Raw genomic sequence first — 19,890 nt, forward strand, 5'->3', positions numbered from 1 at the left:
TTTACCCCTTGTTGCTCTCGGTGCTGGTAAACGCCTGACGGTGCAGAATCGCAGTGAACTCTTCCATAAAGTTGTCGTAGTTCAGTTCCAGTTTGTTCACGCGCTGGTTCAGACGGTTGTAAGCCATAACCGCAGGAATTGCCGCAAACAGACCGATAGCGGTCGCAATCAGTGCTTCAGCGATACCCGGTGCAACCATCTGCAACGTCGCCTGCTTCACCGCGCCCAGCGCGATAAAGGCGTGCATGATCCCCCACACGGTACCAAACAGGCCGATATACGGGCTGATGGAACCGACAGTGCCGAGGAATGGAATATGCGTTTCGAGATTTTCCAGCTCACGGTTCATAGAGATACGCATCGCACGCGAGGCACCTTCTACAACCGCTTCCGGCGCATGATTGTTTGCACGATGCAGACGAGCAAACTCTTTGAAACCGCTATAAAAAATTTGCTCGGAGCCTGTAAGGTTTTCACGGCGTCCCTGGCTTTCCTGATACAGACGAGAAAGCTCAATACCCGACCAGAACTTATCTTCAAACGCTTCAGCTTCACGGCCAGCGGCATTGAGGATACGCGTTCTCTGGATGATGATGGCCCAGGATGCGATTGAAAAACCAATCAAAATCAACATGATAAGTTTAACCAGAAGGCTTGCCTTCAGGAACAAATCAAGGATATTCATGTCAGTCACTGCTTAAACTCCGCGACAATAGACTTAGGAAGCGCACGAGGCTTCATTATGGTTGGATCAACACAAACAATCAGCACTTCAGCTGAGTTCAGTACGGTATTCTCTGCGTTGACTATCCGCTGCGTGAAAACCAGTGAGGTCCCGCGCATTGATGTAATTTCAGTTTGGACTTCGAGCATATCGTCGAGTCTGGCAGGCGCAAAATACTCAAGCGTCATCTTGCGTACCACGAAGGCAACTCGCTCAGCCAACAGCACCTGTTGACTAAAGTGATGATGGCGCAGCATCTCTGTGCGTGCCCGTTCATAAAAAGCAACGTAGCTGGCGTGGTAAACCACACCACCGGCATCGGTATCTTCGTAATAGACACGAACCGGCCATCGAAACAGCGTTGTATTCACTTTACATCCCGGTAATGCAACAAAAGTTAATGCTTTTAAACTTCGCTACTATACGCGCGGGAAAGAGGGTTGGGAATGGGAGAAAGTAAACGGAGAGTAAATTTTTATGGGCTCGGGTAAGCCCATAACGTTAACGGACATTTCTTATTCAGAAGAAGAAGAAAATCAAACCGGCAAGAAGCACCAGATCGGCAATCAGCGGGCAAAAAATTCCCTGCCAGTGAATGGCTTTCGGACGAAAGCCGACGCCGTGGATCACACCTGCACAGACCGCCCACATAATGAGAAAGCCGTGCCAGATTTCAAGCTCGCTGGTTTTCGCTGCAAAGCGCGAAGGGTCCCAGAAGATACAACCTGCCAGCAGTAATGCCATCACTAAAGAAAGCGCCCGTAACGGGCGCTTGTCCATTACCGCGTAAAGCGTCGCGATAATATTCATCAGTGTTTTTCTTCACCCGCTTTGGTCGCTTCGACGTGCTCAAGCGCCAGGGCAGTGATGACACCAAATGCACAGGCAAGAAGCGTCCCTAAAATCCATGCGAAATACCACATATTCAGCTCCTTACTTAGTACATAGAGTGGGTGTTGCTTTCGATATGTTCTTTAGTGATGCGACCGAACATTTTCCAGTAACACCAGGTGGTGTAGAGCAGGATAATCGGTACGAACACGCAAGCAACATACGTCATCAGGTTCAGCGTCAGCTGGCTGGACGTTGCGTCCCACATGGTCAGGCTAGCATTCAGCATGGTGCTGGATGGCATGACGAATGGGAACATCGCAATACCCGCCGTCAGGATGATGCACGCCAGGGTCAGCGAAGAGAACACGAACGCCAGCGCGCCTTTCTCCAGACGAGACGTCAACACGGTCAGCAGCGGCAGCAATACGCCCAGAGCCGGGATCGCCCACAGCGCAGGGGTGTTATTGAAGTTCACCAGCCATGCGCCAGCCTGACGCGCCACTTCTTTGGTCAGCGGGTTAGACGGTGCCGAGTGGTTAATTGCAGAGGTCACCACATAACCATCAATGCCGTACACCACCCACACACCGGCCAGTGCGAAGCAGACCAGCGTCACCAGCGCAGCGACCTGAGCCGTCGCGCGAGAACGCAGGTGCAGTTCACCAACCGTACGCATCTGCAGATAGGTTGCGCCCTGAGTGATGATCATCGCCACGCTCACCACGCCGGCCAGCAGGCCAAACGGATTCAGCAGCTGGAAGAAGTTACCGGTGTAGTAAAGACGCATGTATTCGTCCAGGTGGAACGGTACGCCCTGCAGCAGGTTACCGAACGCCACGCCGATCACCAGCGGTGGAACGAAGCTACCGATGAAGATGCCCCAGTCCCACATGTTGCGCCAGCGGGTGTCTTCAATCTTGGAACGGTAGTCGAAACCAACCGGACGGAAGAATAAAGAGGCCAGCACCAGAATCATCGCCACGTAGAAGCCGGAGAACGCAGCCGCGTAGACCATCGGCCAGGCAGCGAACAGCGCGCCGCCAGCGGTGATCAGCCACACCTGGTTACCGTCCCAGTGAGGGGCGATGGAGTTGATCATGATTCGACGCTCGGTGTCATTACGACCGAGGAAACGGGTGAGCATCCCCACCCCCATGTCGAAACCATCCGTGACGGCAAAACCGATCAGCAGAACGCCAACCAGCAGCCACCAGATAAAACGCAATACTTCATAATCGATCATTTGATGACTCCTGTCTTAGCGTGCCGGCTGAGTAGTCGCAGTGGACTGCTCGTAGTGATAGCGACCGGTTTTCAGGCTGCTTGGGCCAAGGCGCGCGAACTTGAACATCAGGAACAGTTCAGCCACCAGGAACAGGGTGTACAGACCACAAATCAGCAGCATGGAGAAGATCAGGTCGCCCGCTGTCAGGGACGAGTTCGCTACCGCCGTTGGCAGTACCTCACCAATCGCCCATGGCTGACGGCCGTACTCCGCAACAAACCAGCCGGATTCGATCGCGATCCACGGCAGTGGAATACCGTACAGCGCGGTGCGCAGCAGCCATTTTTTCTCGCCGATGCGGTTACGAATCACGGACCAGAAGGACGCCGCAATGATCAGCAGCATGATGATGCCGCAGCCCACCATGATACGGAATGCGAAGTACAGTGGCGCAACGCGTGGAATCGAGTCTTTGGTTGCCATCTGGATCTGCGCTTCTGTCGCATCAGAAACGTTCGGGGTATAACGCTTCAGCAGCAAACCGTAACCCAGATCTTTCTTCACGTTGTTGAACTGGTCGCGAACGGCCTGGTCGGTAGAACCGGCACGCAGCTGTTCCAGCAGCGAGTAAGCTTTCATACCGTTACGGATACGCTCTTCGTGCTGAACCATCAGCTCTTTCAGACCGGTCACCTGCTTATCAACAGAACGGGTGGCGATGATACCCAGCGCATAAGGGATCTGAATGGCGAAGCGGTTTTCCTGCGCGTCCTGATCCGGAATACCGAACAGCGTAAAGGCAGCAGGCGCCGGTTGGGTTTCCCATTCGGCTTCGATGGCGGCCAGTTTGGTTTTCTGCACGTCACCCATTTCGTAACCGGATTCATCACCCAGAACGATAACAGAGAGGATTGCAGCCATACCGAAGCTTGCAGCGATAGCAAAGGAGCGCTTAGCAAACGCGAAGTCACGACCGCGCAGCATGTAGTAAGAGCTGATGCCCAGTACAAACATCGCGCCGCACACGTAGCCAGAAGCGACGGTGTGAACGAATTTAACCTGTGCAACCGGGTTCAGGACCAGCTCGGCAAAGCTGACCATCTCCATACGCATGGTTTCGAAGTTGAAATCAGACGCGATAGGGTTCTGCATCCAGCCGTTCGCCACCAGAATCCACAGCGCGGACAGGTTCGAACCTAATGCCACCAGCCAGGTCACCGCCATATGCTGGACTTTACCCAGACGGTCCCAGCCGAAGAAGAACAGACCTACAAAGGTGGATTCGAGGAAGAATGCCATCAGACCTTCAATGGCCAGCGGCGCACCGAAGATATCCCCGACATAGTGGGAATAGTAAGACCAGTTAGTCCCGAACTGGAACTCCATGGTCAAACCGGTTGCCACGCCCAGCGCGAAGTTGATACCAAACAACTTGCCCCAGAACTTGGTCATATCTTTATAAATCTGTTTGCCGGAGAGAACGTATACCGTTTCCATAATGGCCAGCAGGAACGCCATACCGAGCGTCAGTGGCACAAACAGGAAGTGGTACATCGCGGTCAAGGCAAACTGTAAGCGCGACAGTTCGACTATATCTAACATCATGACTCCTTGCTCATCGCATGAAGACTCCGAGAGTGAACCCCGTCAGAGAGAGATCCACACGCATGCCCCAATACAAATTATTCGCATCCTTGTCGTCGTTATTACCCTGAAGGAGGATAAAAACGATGACGTGAGGTTACAAATACGTTAATAAAAAACTCAAATTGATCCCGCAAATATAATACGCTGCAAAACCCTTACAATAAACAGGTTTTTATTGAATCACATTTACGTTTTTCGACGGCGATCAATTTATAGCAAAATTACCACTTTTCGGCCATTTTGATCGGGGACAATTTACCGCCTTTTGATGGGTTTTTCCAAGGATTAAACATTGATTTAAATCAAAAACAATCCGTTGTGTTAAATGTGTTTTGATGCGGTGAACATAGTAAAAACCATGTTAAAGATATGTATATAAAATACAATTAAGGTTATCAAGTCGATTGATGAATATAAACAGAATTGATTTTTATTAACTCAGAAGCCCGAATGCCTAATTTATTCAGGACATAAATTTTAGTGCGTTTTTTCGTTTTTTTCCATCCGCTCTCTTTAAGGTAAATAAATAACAATTATTTTACTTTTATCCCCCTCTCTAATTAACACCATTTAGTGACTATTGCATGATGCCCGGCAGGCAATAAAAAAGGCCGCTTTACAGCGGCCAACCATGTCGAAACGGACATTTTTATACTTCAACGCCCCCCTTTCGGGGAGCAGAGAGGACTTACTTAATGATGGATTTCAGTGCTTCGCCGATATCCGCCAGGCTGCGAACGGTTTTCACGCCTGCGGCTTCCAGCGCTGCGAATTTCTCATCAGCCGTACCCTTACCACCGGCGATGATCGCGCCTGCGTGACCCATACGCTTGCCTTTCGGCGCGGTCACACCCGCGATGTAACCGACAACTGGCTTGGTCACGTGTTCTTTGATGTAAGCAGCGGCTTCTTCTTCCGCGCTACCACCGATCTCACCGATCATCACGATCGCTTCGGTCTGTGGATCTTCCTGGAACAGCTTCAGGATGTCGATGAAGTTAGAGCCAGGGATCGGGTCACCGCCGATGCCCACGCAGGTGGACTGGCCGAAGCCGTAATCGGTGGTCTGCTTCACAGCTTCATAGGTCAGCGTACCGGAACGGGACACGATGCCCACTTTCCCCGGCTTGTGAATGTGGCCCGGCATGATGCCGATTTTGCATTCGCCCGGGGTGATAACGCCAGGGCAGTTCGGGCCGATCATGCGCACGCCTGCTTCATCCAGCTTCACCTTCACGGTCAGCATATCCAGCGTCGGGATGCCTTCAGTGATGGTGATGATCAGCTTGATGCCTGCGTCGATCGCTTCCAGAATGGAGTCTTTGCAGAACGGTGCCGGAACGTAGATCACGCTCGCGGTTGCGCCCGTCGCTTCTACGGCTTCACGCACGGTGTTGAATACCGGCAGGCCCAGGTGCGTGGTACCGCCTTTACCTGGCGTTACGCCGCCAACCATCTGCGTGCCGTAGGCAATTGCCTGTTCGGAGTGGAAAGTCCCCTGGCTACCGGTGAAGCCCTGGCAGATAACCTTGGTATCTTTATTAATTAAAACTGACATTATTTCCCCTCCACTGCGGCAACAACCTGCTGAGCTGCATCCGTCAGACTTTTCGCTGCAATAATATTCAGGCCGCTGTCAGCCAGTTTTTTCGCGCCGAGTTCAGCGTTGTTACCTTCCAGACGCACAACCACCGGAACGTTCACGCCCACTTCTTCTACCGCACCGATGATACCGTCGGCGATCAGGTCGCAACGAACGATGCCGCCGAAGATGTTAACCAGAACGGCCTTCACGTTGTCGTCAGAGAGAATGATTTTGAACGCTTCGGTTACGCGCTCTTTGGTTGCGCCACCGCCTACGTCGAGGAAGTTTGCTGGCTCACCGCCGTGCAGCTTAACGATGTCCATGGTGCCCATTGCCAGGCCCGCACCGTTAACCATGCAGCCGATGTTGCCGTCCAGCGCCACGTAGTTCAGCTCCCACTGTGCAGCCTGCGCTTCACGCGGATCTTCCTGAGACTGATCGCGCATTTCGCGCAGATCGGACTGGCGGAACAGCGCGTTGCCGTCAGCGCCCAGCTTGCCGTCGAGGCAGATCAGGTCGCCCTGGGTGGTGATCACCAGCGGGTTGATCTCGATCAGCGCCAGGTCGCGCTCCAGGAAGATGTTCGCCAGACCCATGAAGATCTTGGTGAACTGCTGAACCAGCTTGCCTTCCAGGCCCAGTTTGAACGCCAGCTCGCGACCCTGGTAAGGCATTGGACCTGCCAGCGGATCGATTGCCACTTTGTGGATCAGGTGCGGGGTTTCTTCCGCCACTTTTTCGATTTCCACGCCGCCTTCGGTAGACGCCATGAACACCACGCGACGGGAGCTACGGTCAACAACCGCGCCCAGGTACAGTTCTTTCGCGATATCGGTCGCCGCTTCAACCAGGATCTGGTTAACCGGCTGGCCGTTCGCATCTGTCTGGTACGTTACCAGACGCTTGCCGAGCCAATGTTCAGCAAACGCACGAATCTCTTCTTTGCTCTTAACAACCTTCACACCGCCCGCTTTACCACGGCCACCAGCGTGAACCTGACACTTAACTACCCAAGGGCCGGAACCGATTTTAGATGCGGCTTCTTCTGCTTCACGCGGGGTAGTACAGGCATAACCCACCGGAGCCGGTAAGCCATACCGGGCAAACAGCTGTTTGGCCTGATATTCATGTAAGTTCATGTGTTCTATCCATCCTTCAGGTAATCGTTAGGTCGTGCTTTTATTGGCCCGGCAGCCATACGCCGCCGGGCAAGACTGCAAAACTAGACGTCCAGCAGCAGACGGGTTGGATCTTCCAGCAGCTCTTTAATCGCGACCAGGAAGCCCACGGACTCGCGGCCGTCGATCAGGCGGTGATCGTACGAGAGCGCCAGGTACATCATCGGCAGGATCTCAACTTTACCGTCTACCGCCATAGGGCGATCTTTAATGGCATGCATACCCAGGATCGCGCTCTGCGGCGGGTTAATGATCGGGGTAGACATCAGCGAGCCGAATACGCCGCCGTTGGTAATGGTGAAGTTACCGCCGGTCAGGTCGTCTACGGTCAGCTTGCCGTCGCGGCCTTTTACAGCCAGCTCTTTAATGTTTTTCTCGATGTCAGCCATACCCAGGGTATCCACATCACGCAGAACCGGGGTGACCAGGCCGCGTGGAGTAGAAACCGCCATGCTGACGTCGAAATAGTTGTGGTAAACCACGTCATCGCCATCGATAGACGCGTTCACTTCCGGGTAGCGTTTCAGCGCTTCAACTACCGCTTTCACGTAGAAGGACATAAAGCCCAGACGGATGCCGTGACGTTTTTCAAACGCGTCACCGTACTGCTTGCGCAGATCCATGATTGGCTTCATGTTCACTTCGTTGAAGGTGGTCAGCATCGCGGTGGAGTTTTTCGCTTCCAGCAGACGCTCGGCCACACGCTTGCGCAGGCGGGTCATCGGCACGCGTTTTTCGCTGCGGGCACCCAGAGCAGGCTGTGCTGCTGGTGCTGCCGCAGGGGCTTTCGCTTCTGCCTGAGCAGGCGCTTTCGCAAGGTGTTTGTCGATGTCTTCGCGGGTCAGACGACCGCCCACACCGGTGCCTTTGATGGCTGCCGGGTCAAGGCTGTGTTCAGCCAGCAGGCGACGGATCGCCGGGCTGAGGGCGTCGTTAGACTGTTCTTCCAGAGAAGCCTGCTGGCGCTGAGCCGGCGTAGAGGCTTTCTCTTCAGATTTCGCGCTGGACTCTTTGCCCGCGCTGTTGCCTTCACGCAGGCGACCGAGGATCTGACGAGAGGTTACGGTGGTACCTTCATCTTCCAGCACCGCGTCCAGAACGCCATCCGCCGAAGCCGGTACTTCCAGTACCACTTTGTCAGTTTCGATTTCTACCAGCACTTCATCGCGCTTAACGGCATCGCCTGGTTTTTTGTGCCAGGTAGCGACGGTCGCATCTGCTACGGATTCAGGCAGGTCGGGAACAAGAATATCTACGCTACTCATTTTGTATCCTTTAATTAATCGACGTTCAGCGCGTCATTGACCAGATCTTGTTGCTGCTTCTGGTGAACGGACATATACCCTACCGCCGGAGAGGCGGAGGCCGGGCGACCTGCATAACGCAGGGCTGACCCAAATGGAATCACTTCACGGAAATGATGCTGGCTGCAGTACCATGCGCCCTGGTTGAGCGGCTCTTCCTGGCACCAGACAAAATCATGTACGTGAGCATATTGTTTCAGCACTTCCTGCATCGCCTGATGCGGGAACGGATAAAGCTGTTCGATACGCACGATGGCGACATCTTTCTGATCGTTCTTGCGGCGCTGTTCCAGCAGGTCGTAATAAACCTTACCAGAACACATCACCACGCGCTTCACGCCCTGCGGATCCAGCTCGTCAATTTCACCGATGGCTGGCAGGAAGGTTCCGTTCGCCAGTTCTTCCAGGCTCGACACCGCCAGCGGGTGACGCAGCAGGGATTTCGGCGACATCACCACCAGCGGACGGCGCATACCGCGCAGCGCCTGACGACGCAGCATGTGGTAGACCTGAGCCGGGGTGGACGGCACGCAGACCTGCATGTTCTGCTCGGCGCAGAGCTGCAGATAACGTTCCAGACGCGCGGAGGAGTGCTCCGGACCCTGACCTTCATAACCGTGCGGCAGCAGCATTACCAGGCCACACATGCGGCCCCACTTCTGCTCGCCGGAGGAGATGAACTGGTCGATAACCACCTGCGCGCCGTTGGCGAAGTCACCGAACTGCGCTTCCCAGATGGTCAGGGTGCGTGGTTCAGCGGTGGCATAACCGTATTCGAAGGCCAGAACCGCTTCTTCAGACAGCACGGAGTCCCAGACCTTGAACTGGCCCTGACCGTTGTGCACGTGCTGCAGCGGGGTATAGGTTGAACCGTTGGACTGGTTGTGAACAACCGCGTGACGGTGGAAGAAGGTCCCACGGCCCGCATCTTCACCGGACAGACGAACAGGAATGCCTTCGTCAACCAGCGTTGCGTAAGCCAGCGTTTCAGCGCCGCCCCAGTCGAACAGCTTCTCGCCTGCCGCCATGGACTGACGGTCAGCGTAGATTTTCGCCACGCGAGACTGCATCTCGATAGCGTCCGGTACGGTGCTGATGCGTTTAGCCAGCTCCTGCAGGCGCTTCATCTCAACCTTGTTCGGGTAGCTCTCATCCCACTCGTGGTTGAGGTACGGCGACCAGGTAAAGGAGTGCATGTTCATCGGGCGCAGCTCTTTCACCACGCATTCACCCGCATCCAGCGCGTCGCGGTAGAGGTTGACCATTTCGGTCGCATCTTCCAGCGTCGTCACTTTGTCGCTCTCCAGCTTGTCAGCATAGATTTTGCGCGGGGTCGGGTGTTTTTTGATTTTCTGATACATCAACGGCTGGGTTGCACTTGGCTCGTCCGCTTCGTTGTGGCCGTGACGGCGGTAGCAGAAGAGGTCAATGAACACATCGCGTTTAAAGGTATTACGGAAGTCCAGCGCCAGACGGGTAACGAAAGCAACGGCTTCCGGGTCATCCGCGTTAACGTGGAAGATTGGCGCCTGCACCATCTTACCGATGTCGGTGCAGTACGGGGTAGAACGCGCGTCCAGCGGGTTAGAGGTGGTGAAGCCCACCTGGTTGTTGATCACGATGCGAACGGTACCGCCCACTTCATAACCACGCGCTTTCGACATGTTCAGGGTTTCCTGAACCACGCCCTGCCCTGTTACCGCCGCATCGCCGTGGATGGTAATTGGCAGCACTTTATTGCTGCTCGGCTCGTCCAGACGATCCAGACGCGCACGCACGGAACCGATAACCACCGGGCTAACGATTTCCAGGTGTGACGGGTTAAACGCCAGCGCCAGGTGAACCAGACCGCCTTCGGTTTCGATATCCGACGAGAAGCCCATGTGGTACTTCACGTCGCCGGTGCCGAGGTGTTCTTTATGTTTGCCCGCGAATTCGTCGAACAGGTCCTGCGGTTTTTTACCCAGCACGTTGACCAGCACGTTCAGACGACCACGGTGCGCCATGCCCAGTACCACTTCACGGGTGCCGCTCTTGCCTGCGTGACGAATCAGCTCTTTCAGCATCGGCACCAGCGCGTCGCCGCCTTCCAGCGAGAAGCGTTTTGCGCCCGGGAATTTCGCGCCCAGATAGCGCTCAAGCCCTTCCGCTGCGGTCAGTTCGTTCAGGAAGCGTTTTTTCTCGTCTGCCGAGAAGGTCGCGTGGCCCGCTACGGATTCGATGCGCTGCTGGATCCAGCGTTTCTCTTCGGTAGAGGTAATGTGCATGTATTCCGCGCCGATGGAGCCGCAGTAGGTTTGCTTGAGCGCGTCAATCAGATCGCCCAGCTTCATCGTGTCTTTGCCGATGGCAAAGGAACCTACGTTAAAGCTTTCCTGGAAATCGGCCTCGGTCAGATCGTGATACGCCGGATCGAGATCGGCCACACGGTCTTGCTGCCACAGTCCCAGCGGATCGAGATTCGCATGCTGGTGACCACGGAAGCGATAAGCGTTGATAAGCTGCAGGACTTTAACCTGCTTCGCATTAGTGTCAGGGTCGGAAATCGCAGAAGAGTAACGTGAGGCATCCTTCGCCAGACGACGGAAATAATCACGTGTTTTGGAATGGAATTGATCCGGTTTGACCCCTGTGCCAGGCAACTGCTGGAACATGGAACGCCAGTTTGCGTCCACTGAGTCAGGATCGGTTAAGAAGTCTTCATAGAGCTGTTCAATCCAGCTCTGGTTCGCACCAGAAAGGAAAGAAGAGTCCAGCCAGGCTTTCATTGCGCCGTTCTGCATCGTGATCCCTTAAGCATTTTTATGCTTACTTTCGCCGTAGAAACTACCACGCACACCACGTGTACGTGCCGGGGTTCACCTGCGAGCTCTTTGTGGCCCGCGAAGGAACCTTTAGAAACTGTCTAGACTTCAGGGCAGTTTTTAAAGGTTTCTGCAAACTGTCCCCTCTCCCTTGGGGAGAGGGTTAGGGTGAGGGGAACAGCGCTCCCCTCTCACTACTTACGCACTGCGCTGCAACAGCATCGACTTAATATGGCCGATGGCGCGCGTCGGGTTCAGCCCCTTCGGACACACACTGACGCAGTTCATGATGCTATGGCAGCGGAATACGCTGAAAGCGTCACTCAGCCCTTCCAGACGGCTGTCGGTTTCGGTGTCGCGGCTATCGATCAGGAAGCGATAGGCAGCCAGCAGACCGGCCGGGCCGATAAACTTGTCCGGGTTCCACCAGAACGATGGGCAGGACGTTGAACAGCATGCGCAGAGAATACACTCGTACAACCCATCGAGTTTTTCACGCTGCTCAGGAGACTGTAAGTGCTCGCGAGCGGGTGGATTTTGCCCATTATTCAATAAGTAAGGCTTAATCTTCTCATATTGTGCATAGAATTGCCCCATGTCTACCACCAAATCACGCACGACCGGCAGGCCTGGCAGAGGACGGATAACAATTTTCTGACCAGGACGCTGCAGCGCTGAAATTGGCGTGATGCAGGCCAGGCCATTTTTGCCGTTCATGTTCACACCGTCAGAGCCACAAACCCCTTCACGGCAGGAGCGGCGGAACGACAGCGTAGGATCTTTTTCTTTCAGCTGGATTAACGCATCCAGCAGCATCATGTCGCGACCTTCTTCCGCTTCCAGGGTGTAGTCCTGCATACGCGGAGCGTCATCAACATCCGGGTTATAACGATAAACTGAGAATTCGAGTTTCATTATCCTGTCTCCGCATTAGTAAGTACGAATCTTCGGCGGGAACGCCGGACGCAGTTTCGGTTCCATGTTGACGCTACGACGCGTCATGGATTCCGACTCTGGCAGATACAGGGAATGGCACAGCCAGTTTTCGTCATCACGATCCGGGAAGTCGAAGCGGCTATGCGCGCCACGGCTTTCGGTACGGAAGTTTGCCGACATCGCCGTCGCGAACGCGGTTTCCATCAGGTTATCCAGCTCCAGGCACTCAACGCGCTGGGTGTTGAATTCGCTGGAGGTGTCGTCCAGACGGGCATTTTTCAGACGCTCGCGGATCGCTTTCAGCTGCTCAAGACCTTTGGCCATCGCGTCGCCTTCGCGGAATACCGAGAAGTTGTGCTGCATGCATTCCTGCAGCGCTTTACGGATTTCCACCGGATCTTCGCCGTTACGGTTACCGTTCCAGCGGTTGAGGCGCTCAAGAGAGGCATCAATTTCGTCGTCGGTCGCGTCACGCAGCGCGCCCTGCTCGGCAATGGATTCCTGCAGATGCAGACCGACTGCACGACCAAACACCACCAGGTCCAGCAGAGAGTTGCCGCCCAGACGGTTTGCACCGTGTACGGATACGCAGGCAATTTCGCCTACCGCGAACAGGCCAGGAATGACCACGTCTTCGCCCTGCTCGTTTACGGTCAGCGCCTGACCGGTCACTTTGGTCGGAATACCGCCCATCATATAGTGGCAGGTTGGGATAACCGGAATCGGCTCTTTCACCGGGTCGACGTGTGCGAAGGTGCGGGACAGTTCCAGGATGCCCGGCAGACGGGACTCCAGAACTTCTTTACCCAGATGGTCGAGCTTCAGCTTGGCGTGTGGACCCCATGGGCCGTCACAGCCGCGACCTTCACGGATTTCGATCATGATGGAACGCGCCACCACGTCACGACCCGCCAGGTCTTTCGCATTCGGGGCATAACGCTCCATGAAGCGCTCGCCGTGTTTGTTCAGCAGGTAGCCACCTTCACCGCGGCAGCCTTCTGTTACCAGAACGCCCGCACCGGCGATACCGGTTGGGTGGAACTGCCACATCTCCATATCCTGCACCGGCACGCCCGCGCGGATAGCCATGCCGACACCGTCACCGGTGTTGATGTGGGCGTTGGTGGTGGACTGATAGATACGGCCTGCGCCGCCGGTAGCCAGCACGGTAGCACGAGCTTTGAAGTAAACCACTTCACCGGTTTCGATGCACAGCGCGGTACAGCCGACGATTGCGCCATCGGCGTTTTTCACCAGATCCAGCGCGTACCACTCGGAGAAGATGGTGGTGTGGTTTTTCAGGTTCTGCTGATACAGGGTGTGCAGCAGTGCGTGACCGGTACGGTCAGCCGCCGCCGCGGTGCGTGCCGCCTGCTCGCCGCCGAAGTTTTTCGACTGGCCGCCAAACGGACGCTGATAGATGGTGCCATTTTCCAGACGGGAGAACGGCAGACCCATGTGGTCCAGCTCCAGAATCGCTTCCGGGCCGGTTTTACACATATATTCGATGGCATCCTGGTCGCCGATGTAGTCGGAACCTTTTACCGTGTCGTACATGTGCCATTCCCAGTTATCTTCATGGGAGTTGCCCAGCGCAACGGTGATACCGCCCTGCGCAGACACAGTGTGGGAACGGGTCGGGAAAACTTTAGAGAGCAGCGCACAGGTCTGGCCGCTCTGGGAAATTTGCAGTGCGGCACGCATACCTGCGCCACCGGCACCAATTACAACAGCATCAAATTCTCTGACTGGCAGTTTCATTACACACCCCACACCACAACGAATCCATAAATAACGTAAACCACCAGTGCAACAACAATGGCCAGCTGCAGTGGGAGGCGAATCGCCAGCGGTTTAACGTAATCGGTCAACACCTGCCACATACCAATCCAGGCATGAATAAGGATGGAGAACAGAGCCAGCAGGGTGAACACTTTGGTGAAGGCGGATCCGAAGAACCCACTCCAGATTTCCCACGTCAGCGTGCCGCTGGTCGCGAAGAAACCGATCATATAGATGATGTAAAGAGTGAGAACGATGGCGGTAGCACGGACCAGAATGAAGTCATGTACGCCGTTGCGTCCTAATGCGGAGGCGTTGCTTACCATACGAGAACTCCTGCGAGAAGTGAAAGCACGACAGTAATCACAAATGAAATGTTAGCGGAGCGTTTCCCGGCTTCGAAAGTCTCTTCCAGGTAGCCAAAGTCCATCAGCATATGGCGAACACCGACGACAACGTGGTACGCCAGCGCGGTCAGAATGCCCCACATGATGAATTTCACGAAGAAGCTGTTCATGATGGCGGAGGCCTGGAGGAATCCTTCAGGGGAAGAGAGGCTGGTGCCCAGTAACCACAGCAAAATACCGACCGCCACAAACGTAATCACACCAGAAACACGGTGCAGAATGGACGCTATTGCTGTTACAGGGAACCGGATCGTTTTGAGATCCAGATTGACAGGTCTTTGTTTTTTCACATTTCTTATCATGAATAACGCCCACATGCTGTTCTTATTGTTTCCTTCCTCCGGACTGCGATGCGGGTCAAGCAGCGTTCCTTTTCTATAACTGCGCGTCATGCAAAACACTGCTTCCAGATGCTTAAACGACACGTTACAACGCTGGGTGGCTCGGGATTGCAGGGTGTTCCGGAGACCTGGCGGCAGTATAGGCCGTTCACAAAATCATTACAATTAACCTACATACAGTTTGTCGGGTTTTCTCTGGAACAGTGATCAGGGTCACGATAACAACATCTTTTTAATTTTTAATCATCTGATTTGACAAATGTTAAACAATATTGTTACAAACGTCATCAGAAAAGGCATATAATGCGCAAAAGTTATGAGGTCTCTCTTTCACCTGACAAATAGTTATGTAACAGTGTGATGGTATTGACCGAAGTTATCAGGACAGTTATTAGTGATATACAGGTTTGAATAATTCGGACTGCAAAAACGCTGATTTGCTGTTGTTTCACTGATATTTCATTCGTTTACCTGCAAGGCGCCATAGCTCTGTACCCTGGTTTGTCCTCGTGAGCTGAGCGGTAAGCCAAATAACAATCTGGTAACGGTGATTAACAGCTGAAAGCAAATCCGGTAAAGCGCAGTCTTAAGCATAAGGCGCTAAGGAGACCGTAAATGGCTGATACAAAGGCAACGCTCACCCTAAATGGTGACACTGCTATTGAACTGGATGTGCTAAAAGGCACGCTCGGTCAGGATGTTATTGATATCCGTACGCTGGGTTCTAAAGGTGTGTTCACCTTTGACCCTGGATTTACCTCTACCGCATCTTGCGAATCCAAAATCACCTACATTGACGGTGACGAAGGTATCCTGCTCCATCGCGGCTTCCCCATCGATCAGTTAGCCACCGAATCCAACTATCTGGAAGTGTGCTACATCCTGCTGAACGGCGAAAAACCGACGCAGGCGCAGTACGATGAATTCAAAACCACCGTGACCCGTCACACCATGATCCATGAGCAGATTACCCGTCTGTTCCATGCGTTCCGCCGTGACTCTCACCCGATGGCGGTGATGTGCGGGATTACCGGTGCGCTGGCGGCGTTCTACCACGACTCCCTTGACGTGAATAACCCACGTCACCGTGATATCGCGGCGTTCCGCCTGCTGTCCAAAATGCCTACCATGGCGGCGATGTGCTACAAATACTCCATCGGCCAGCCGTTTGTGTATCCGCGCAACGACCTCTCCTACGCGGGTAACTTCCTGCGCATGATGTTCTCCACGCCGTGCGAAGAGTACGAAGTGAACCCGGTGCTGGAACGCGCGATGGACCGTATTCTGATCCTGCACGCTGACCACGAACAGAACGCCTCTACCTCTACCGTCCGTACCGCGGGCTCTTCAGGCGCGAACCCGTTCGCCTGTATCGCTGCGGGCATCGCCTCCCTGTGGGGACCGGCGCACGGTGGCGCGAACGAAGCGGCACTGAAGATGCTGGAAGAGATCAGCACCGTTGAACACATTCCTGAGTTCGTGCGTCGTGCGAAAGACAAGAATGACTCCTTCCGCCTGATGGGCTTCGGTCACCGTGTTTACAAAAACTACGACCCGCGCGCTACCGTTATGCGTGAGACCTGCCACGAAGTGCTGAAAGAGCTGGGTACCAAAGATGACCTGCTGGAAGTGGCGATGGAGCTGGAACACATCGCGCTGAACGACCCGTACTTCATCGAGAAGAAACTCTACCCGAACGTCGATTTCTACTCTGGCATTATTCTGAAAGCGATGGGCATTCCGTCTTCCATGTTCACCGTGATCTTCGCCATGGCCCGTACCGTAGGCTGGATTGCGCACTGGAACGAAATGCACAGCGAAGGCATGAAAATCGCCCGTCCTCGTCAGCTGTACACCGGCTACGAGCAGCGTGATTTTAAGTCTGATATTAAGCGCTAACAGGAGTTGGGTGCGGCCTGATGCCCTCACCCCGGCCCTCTCCCACAGGGAGAGGGTGAACACCTTAAAAACGGTAACCCCTGAGTTACCGTTTTACTTTTATTTCTGGCAGTGCGGGCACCAGTAAAAGGGTCTCGAAGAGAGCATAATCCTGTCAATAATCCCGCCGCATCGCTCGCACTTTTTCCCCGCCCGATGAAACACCTTGAACCGGAACAGCGCCCCGTGATGCGTGTTCTCATCCACCACGCCGCGCGTGTTGTACGACAGCCGCGGAATATCCAGCAGCGCGTGGGATAACGCCTCCAGCTGTTCATCGCTCAGCTGAGACGCTTTATGCTGCGGCGCCAGCCCGACTTCCCATAAGATTTCAACCCGCAAATAGTTGCCTAAACCAGCCAGGAAAGCCTGATCGAGCAATAACCCGGAAAACTGCCGGTTGCGGAATTTAGGGGATAGCAGCCGGGCCTTCACGTCGCTTGCCGTCAGGCGCATGTCCAGCACGTCCGGCCCGACCCGATGCAGGAACGGGTGCGTCAGCAGCTGCTCCGGCGTTAACATTTCGATATCCGACGCGCTATAGAGCAGGATCGCTTTATCCGCCGTTTGCAGCCTGACGCGCAGCACGCGGGTGGTTTGCGGCAGCTCGTCCGCCTCCACCACGCGCCAGACGCCGTAAAGCTGGTTATGGCTATATAACGTCAGGTTATGTGAAAAGTGCGTGAGCAAGGCCTTGCCGCGCGTTTCAATATGGGTCACCGTCTGGCCCACCAGCTGTGATTCAAACGGTTTCAGTTGAGGAAAAGCAAACCAGACATCCGTCAGGGGTTTGCCCTTTATCGCCGCCTCCAGGCTATCCGCCGCGCGGCGGATCTCCGGACCTTCAGGCATTTTTGTGTCCTTATCGTCATTATTCGGCGCTGACGAGGATACCCTCTTCAGAAAACGCTGCCCGCAAGCGGCGTGCGAACTGGAGCGCATGCTCGCCGTCGCCGTGTAAACATACCGTATCGGCCTGAACGTTTGCCGCTGTTCCATCCACGGCGGTCACCCGCCCGGCGCGCACCATCTCCAGCGTCTGCGCCAGCGCTTTGCCTTCATCGGTAATCAGCGCCCCGGCCTGCGTCCTCGGCACCAGGCTGCCGTCCGGCTGGTATCCCCGATCGGCAAACACTTCCTGACGCGTGGTCAGCCCCAGCCGCTGTCCGGCGCGAATCAGCTCGCTTCCCGCCAGACCCACAAGGATCAGCTGCGGGCTGCAGTCCCACACCGCGCGGGCAATGGCGTCCGCCAGATCCGCATCTTTCGCCGCCTGGTTGTAAAGCATGCCGTGCGGCTTCACGTGGCGCATCACGCCGTTCTGGGCGCGCACCATCGCCTCCAGCGCGCCGATCTGGTAGAGCACCTGCGCGTAGACCGTCTCAGGGGGAAGATCCATCGCCGTGCGGCCAAAGTTTTCCCGATCGGGAAAGCTGGGGTGAGCCCCAATCGCGACGCCGTTTTTAATAGCATTACGCACGCTCTCCAGCATGGTTTGGGCATCCCCCGCGTGAAAGCCGCAGGCGATATTGACCGAGGTGACCAGGGTCATCAGTTCCGCATCAGCGCTGCTTCCCTCCCCCAGATCGGCGTTCAAATCAATCTTTACCATCAAGCCTCCACGCCAGCTGCTCGAGATAACGCTGCTGATCCTGCCGCGCTTTTAGCGCCTCCTCCAGCGAACACTGCACGAAGTGAATCGGCTGACCGAGGGGAATTTGCGCCAGATGGTAGCGATCCGCTTCAATGATGCAGGCAATGCGCGGATAACCGCCGGTAGTTTGCGCATCGTTCATTAACACGATGGGCTGACCGTTCCCCGGCACCTGAATAACCCCCGGCAATAAACCGTGGGAGAGCAGTTCCCGGTCCGTCGTGCGGGTCAGCGGCTGACCCTGCAGGCGGTAGCCCATGCGGTTACTCTGCGGGCTGATCTTCCACGGCGCGCGCCAGAAGGACTCTTTAGAAGCCTCGTCGAACTCATGATATTCCGGCCCCGGTAAGGCGCGGATCTGGTTTCCCCACAGCAGCTGTTTTACGCCCTGCGTGGTCGAGAAATGGCGCGCGGAGGCTTTGATTGCCAGCCGATCGCCGTCGCGCAACAAACGTCCTTCGTGACCGCCGATCCCGGCTTTTTGATCGGTACTCGATGAACCTAATACCTCCGGCACGTCGATGCCGCCAGCCACCGCGAGATAGCTACGCACGCCGTGCAGCGGACGTTTGAGCGTCAGGCGCTGCCCGGCTTTCGCCCGCAGCCGCCAGCCGGTCCACACCGCTTTGCCATCCAGCGTCGCATCACACCCTGCGCCGGTTAAGGCAAACCAGGTCTCCTGACCAAACTCAATCACACACTGACCCAGCGTAATTTCTAGCGCCGCCGTGCTGCCTGGGTTGCCCACAAGCAGGTTAGCAATCTCCAGCGAAGGACGGTCAAGCGCACCGCAGTAGCTCACGCCCGACTGGCGAAGACCAAAGCGCCCGGCATCCTGTACGGAGGTGTAAAGCCCGGCGCGAATAAGCGTTAACATACCCCCTCCTTCTGCGGGATAAAGCGAAGGGTATCGCCGGGACGCAGGAGTATTGGCGTCTCCAGCCCGGGTTCAAATAACGGTGTAGCGGTATGCCCAATAAGCTGCCAGCCGCCGGGCGATGTCAGGGGATAAACGCCGGTCTGCTCGCCGCCGATAGCCACCGTTCCCGCCGGCACGCTCACGCGCGGCTCGGCACGGCGTGGCGTATGCAGCCGGGGAGATAACCCGCCCAGATACGGGAATCCGGGCTGAAACCCCAGGAACCAGACCACGTAGTCAACCGAGCTGTGCAGCTCAACAACCTGCTTTTCGGTTAATCCGCAGTGGTCTGCCACCACGCCAAGATCCGGCCCACCCGTACCGCCATAAACGACCGGGATCTCAATGGCGCGCGATTCCGGCTCCAGCGCCTCGCTCTCTTCCCACCAGCGCTGCAAACGCTCAATGGCATCCAGCGCCAGGGTATGCGGGCTACGCAGCACCACGGTGATGTTATTCATCCCCGGAATGGCTTCAACCACCTCCGGTAGTTCGGCCAGACGCTGGGTCAGCCGCCAGATACGCTTTTGCGTGGCAAGCGTCACCGGTGGTTCAAGCTCCAGAACCACGGCGGTTTCACCCAGAAGATAACAACGCGCTCGCTGCACTTAA

General features: G+C 55.4%; 19 protein-coding genes. 1 reads left to right on the plus strand and 18 read right to left on the minus strand.

Going from position 1 to position 19,890, the window contains the following annotated elements; genetic code table 11:
• Position 1: 1 nt before the first annotated feature.
• The 14 genes from tolQ to sdhC all read right to left on the minus strand — a co-directional run bounded on the left by tolQ (position 2) and on the right by sdhC (position 14,743).
• Positions 2 to 694, minus strand: a complete 693-nt coding sequence (gene tolQ / locus FOY96_RS15365; RefSeq protein WP_008501101.1) for a Tol-Pal system protein TolQ — start codon at positions 692 to 694, stop codon at positions 2 to 4.
• The gene (gene ybgC, locus FOY96_RS15370; RefSeq protein WP_003858593.1) at positions 691 to 1,095 is read right to left on the minus strand and encodes a tol-pal system-associated acyl-CoA thioesterase; all 405 of its coding nucleotides are present in this window, start codon (positions 1,093 to 1,095) and stop codon (positions 691 to 693) included. Before ybgC ends, tolQ begins: the two co-directional genes overlap by 4 nt.
• Before the next feature lie 148 nt (positions 1,096 to 1,243).
• Positions 1,244 to 1,534, minus strand: coding sequence for a cyd operon protein YbgE (ybgE, locus tag FOY96_RS15375; protein ID WP_014831116.1), 291 nt, complete (start codon positions 1,532 to 1,534; stop codon positions 1,244 to 1,246).
• Positions 1,534 to 1,647 carry a cytochrome bd-I oxidase subunit CydX gene (cydX, locus tag FOY96_RS15380; protein ID WP_003858598.1) on the minus strand — a complete coding sequence of 38 codons (114 nt, stop codon included), beginning with the start codon at positions 1,645 to 1,647 and terminating at the stop codon, positions 1,534 to 1,536. The genes ybgE and cydX overlap by 1 nt, the downstream gene beginning before the upstream one ends.
• A 14-nt stretch (positions 1,648 to 1,661) precedes the next feature.
• Positions 1,662 to 2,801 (minus strand): cytochrome d ubiquinol oxidase subunit II, encoded by a 1,140-nt coding sequence (gene cydB, locus FOY96_RS15385; RefSeq protein ID WP_047061368.1) that lies wholly within the window; start codon positions 2,799 to 2,801, stop codon positions 1,662 to 1,664.
• A gap of 15 nt (positions 2,802 to 2,816) precedes the next feature.
• Positions 2,817 to 4,385 carry a cytochrome ubiquinol oxidase subunit I gene (gene cydA, locus FOY96_RS15390; RefSeq protein ID WP_023310795.1) on the minus strand — a complete coding sequence of 523 codons (1,569 nt, stop codon included), beginning with the start codon at positions 4,383 to 4,385 and terminating at the stop codon, positions 2,817 to 2,819.
• 733 nt (positions 4,386 to 5,118) lie between these two features.
• Positions 5,119 to 5,988 (minus strand): succinate--CoA ligase subunit alpha, encoded by an 870-nt coding sequence (gene sucD / locus FOY96_RS15395; RefSeq protein WP_136486347.1) that lies wholly within the window; start codon positions 5,986 to 5,988, stop codon positions 5,119 to 5,121.
• Positions 5,988 to 7,154, minus strand: coding sequence for an ADP-forming succinate--CoA ligase subunit beta (gene sucC, locus FOY96_RS15400; protein ID WP_023310791.1), 1,167 nt, complete (start codon positions 7,152 to 7,154; stop codon positions 5,988 to 5,990). The genes sucD and sucC overlap by 1 nt, the downstream gene beginning before the upstream one ends.
• Before the next feature lie 83 nt (positions 7,155 to 7,237).
• Positions 7,238 to 8,458, minus strand: coding sequence for a 2-oxoglutarate dehydrogenase complex dihydrolipoyllysine-residue succinyltransferase (gene odhB, locus FOY96_RS15405; RefSeq protein ID WP_008501093.1), 1,221 nt, complete (start codon positions 8,456 to 8,458; stop codon positions 7,238 to 7,240).
• A gap of 14 nt (positions 8,459 to 8,472) precedes the next feature.
• Positions 8,473 to 11,280: a 2-oxoglutarate dehydrogenase E1 component gene (gene sucA, locus FOY96_RS15410; protein ID WP_033144953.1), complete on the minus strand. Its 2,808-nt coding sequence runs from the start codon at positions 11,278 to 11,280 to the stop codon at positions 8,473 to 8,475.
• A gap of 219 nt (positions 11,281 to 11,499) precedes the next feature.
• Positions 11,500 to 12,216 (minus strand): succinate dehydrogenase iron-sulfur subunit SdhB, encoded by a 717-nt coding sequence (sdhB, locus tag FOY96_RS15415; RefSeq protein WP_008501090.1) that lies wholly within the window; start codon positions 12,214 to 12,216, stop codon positions 11,500 to 11,502.
• Positions 12,217 to 12,231: 15 nt separating this feature from the next.
• Positions 12,232 to 13,998 (minus strand): succinate dehydrogenase flavoprotein subunit, encoded by a 1,767-nt coding sequence (sdhA, locus tag FOY96_RS15420; RefSeq protein ID WP_023310789.1) that lies wholly within the window; start codon positions 13,996 to 13,998, stop codon positions 12,232 to 12,234.
• Positions 13,998 to 14,345, minus strand: coding sequence for a succinate dehydrogenase membrane anchor subunit (gene sdhD / locus FOY96_RS15425; protein WP_008501088.1), 348 nt, complete (start codon positions 14,343 to 14,345; stop codon positions 13,998 to 14,000). The genes sdhA and sdhD overlap by 1 nt, the downstream gene beginning before the upstream one ends.
• The gene (sdhC, locus tag FOY96_RS15430) at positions 14,339 to 14,743 is read right to left on the minus strand and encodes a succinate dehydrogenase cytochrome b556 subunit (RefSeq protein WP_020684965.1); all 405 of its coding nucleotides are present in this window, start codon (positions 14,741 to 14,743) and stop codon (positions 14,339 to 14,341) included. The genes sdhD and sdhC overlap by 7 nt, the downstream gene beginning before the upstream one ends.
• Positions 14,744 to 15,382: 639 nt before the next feature.
• On the opposite strand from sdhC, the gene FOY96_RS15435 reads away from it, so the two are divergent.
• Complete coding sequence (locus tag FOY96_RS15435) at positions 15,383 to 16,666, plus strand: citrate synthase (RefSeq protein WP_023334930.1); 1,284 nt, start codon at positions 15,383 to 15,385, stop codon at positions 16,664 to 16,666.
• Positions 16,667 to 16,765: 99 nt separating this feature from the next.
• Here FOY96_RS15435 and nei read toward each other — a convergent pair whose 3' ends face one another.
• From nei to pxpB, 4 genes are read right to left on the minus strand one after another with little or no spacing between them, the layout of a single operon-like run.
• On the minus strand, positions 16,766 to 17,557 hold the full coding sequence (gene nei, locus FOY96_RS15440) for an endonuclease VIII (protein ID WP_039261307.1): 792 nt from the start codon (positions 17,555 to 17,557) through the stop codon (positions 16,766 to 16,768).
• Positions 17,558 to 17,576: 19 nt separating this feature from the next.
• A complete protein-coding gene (pxpA, locus tag FOY96_RS15445) occupies positions 17,577 to 18,317 on the minus strand; it encodes a 5-oxoprolinase subunit PxpA (RefSeq protein ID WP_039261305.1) in 741 nt (246 codons plus the stop codon).
• A complete protein-coding gene (pxpC, locus tag FOY96_RS15450; protein WP_033144949.1) occupies positions 18,304 to 19,236 on the minus strand; it encodes a 5-oxoprolinase subunit PxpC in 933 nt (310 codons plus the stop codon). The genes pxpA and pxpC overlap by 14 nt, the downstream gene beginning before the upstream one ends.
• The gene (pxpB, locus tag FOY96_RS15455; protein ID WP_039261304.1) at positions 19,230 to 19,886 is read right to left on the minus strand and encodes a 5-oxoprolinase subunit PxpB; all 657 of its coding nucleotides are present in this window, start codon (positions 19,884 to 19,886) and stop codon (positions 19,230 to 19,232) included. The genes pxpC and pxpB overlap by 7 nt, the downstream gene beginning before the upstream one ends.
• Positions 19,887 to 19,890 lie beyond the last annotated feature (4 nt).

Source organism: Enterobacter asburiae, from assembly GCF_007035645.1.
Classification (GTDB): Bacteria; Pseudomonadota; Gammaproteobacteria; order Enterobacterales; family Enterobacteriaceae; genus Enterobacter; species Enterobacter asburiae_B.

Coding starts and splice junctions, on each gene's coding strand:
- sdhB (WP_008501090.1), bottom strand. CDS start 12,216: ATGAAACTCGAATTCTCAGTTTATCGTTATAACCCGGATGTTGATGAC.
- odhB (WP_008501093.1), bottom strand. CDS start 8,458: ATGAGTAGCGTAGATATTCTTGTTCCCGACCTGCCTGAATCCGTAGCA.
- sdhA (WP_023310789.1), bottom strand. CDS start 13,998: ATGAAACTGCCAGTCAGAGAATTTGATGCTGTTGTAATTGGTGCCGGT.
- cydX (WP_003858598.1), bottom strand. CDS start 1,647: ATGTGGTATTTCGCATGGATTTTAGGGACGCTTCTTGCCTGTGCATTT.
- sdhD (WP_008501088.1), bottom strand. CDS start 14,345: ATGGTAAGCAACGCCTCCGCATTAGGACGCAACGGCGTACATGACTTC.
- ybgE (WP_014831116.1), bottom strand. CDS start 1,534: ATGAATATTATCGCGACGCTTTACGCGGTAATGGACAAGCGCCCGTTA.
- sucC (WP_023310791.1), bottom strand. CDS start 7,154: ATGAACTTACATGAATATCAGGCCAAACAGCTGTTTGCCCGGTATGGC.
- sucD (WP_136486347.1), bottom strand. CDS start 5,988: ATGTCAGTTTTAATTAATAAAGATACCAAGGTTATCTGCCAGGGCTTC.
- pxpC (WP_033144949.1), bottom strand. CDS start 19,236: ATGTTAACGCTTATTCGCGCCGGGCTTTACACCTCCGTACAGGATGCC.
- FOY96_RS15435 (WP_023334930.1), top strand. CDS start 15,383: ATGGCTGATACAAAGGCAACGCTCACCCTAAATGGTGACACTGCTATT.
- nei (WP_039261307.1), bottom strand. CDS start 17,557: ATGCCTGAAGGTCCGGAGATCCGCCGCGCGGCGGATAGCCTGGAGGCG.
- cydA (WP_023310795.1), bottom strand. CDS start 4,385: ATGTTAGATATAGTCGAACTGTCGCGCTTACAGTTTGCCTTGACCGCG.
- sdhC (WP_020684965.1), bottom strand. CDS start 14,743: ATGTGGGCGTTATTCATGATAAGAAATGTGAAAAAACAAAGACCTGTC.
- sucA (WP_033144953.1), bottom strand. CDS start 11,280: ATGCAGAACGGCGCAATGAAAGCCTGGCTGGACTCTTCTTTCCTTTCT.
- pxpA (WP_039261305.1), bottom strand. CDS start 18,317: ATGGTAAAGATTGATTTGAACGCCGATCTGGGGGAGGGAAGCAGCGCT.
- cydB (WP_047061368.1), bottom strand. CDS start 2,801: ATGATCGATTATGAAGTATTGCGTTTTATCTGGTGGCTGCTGGTTGGC.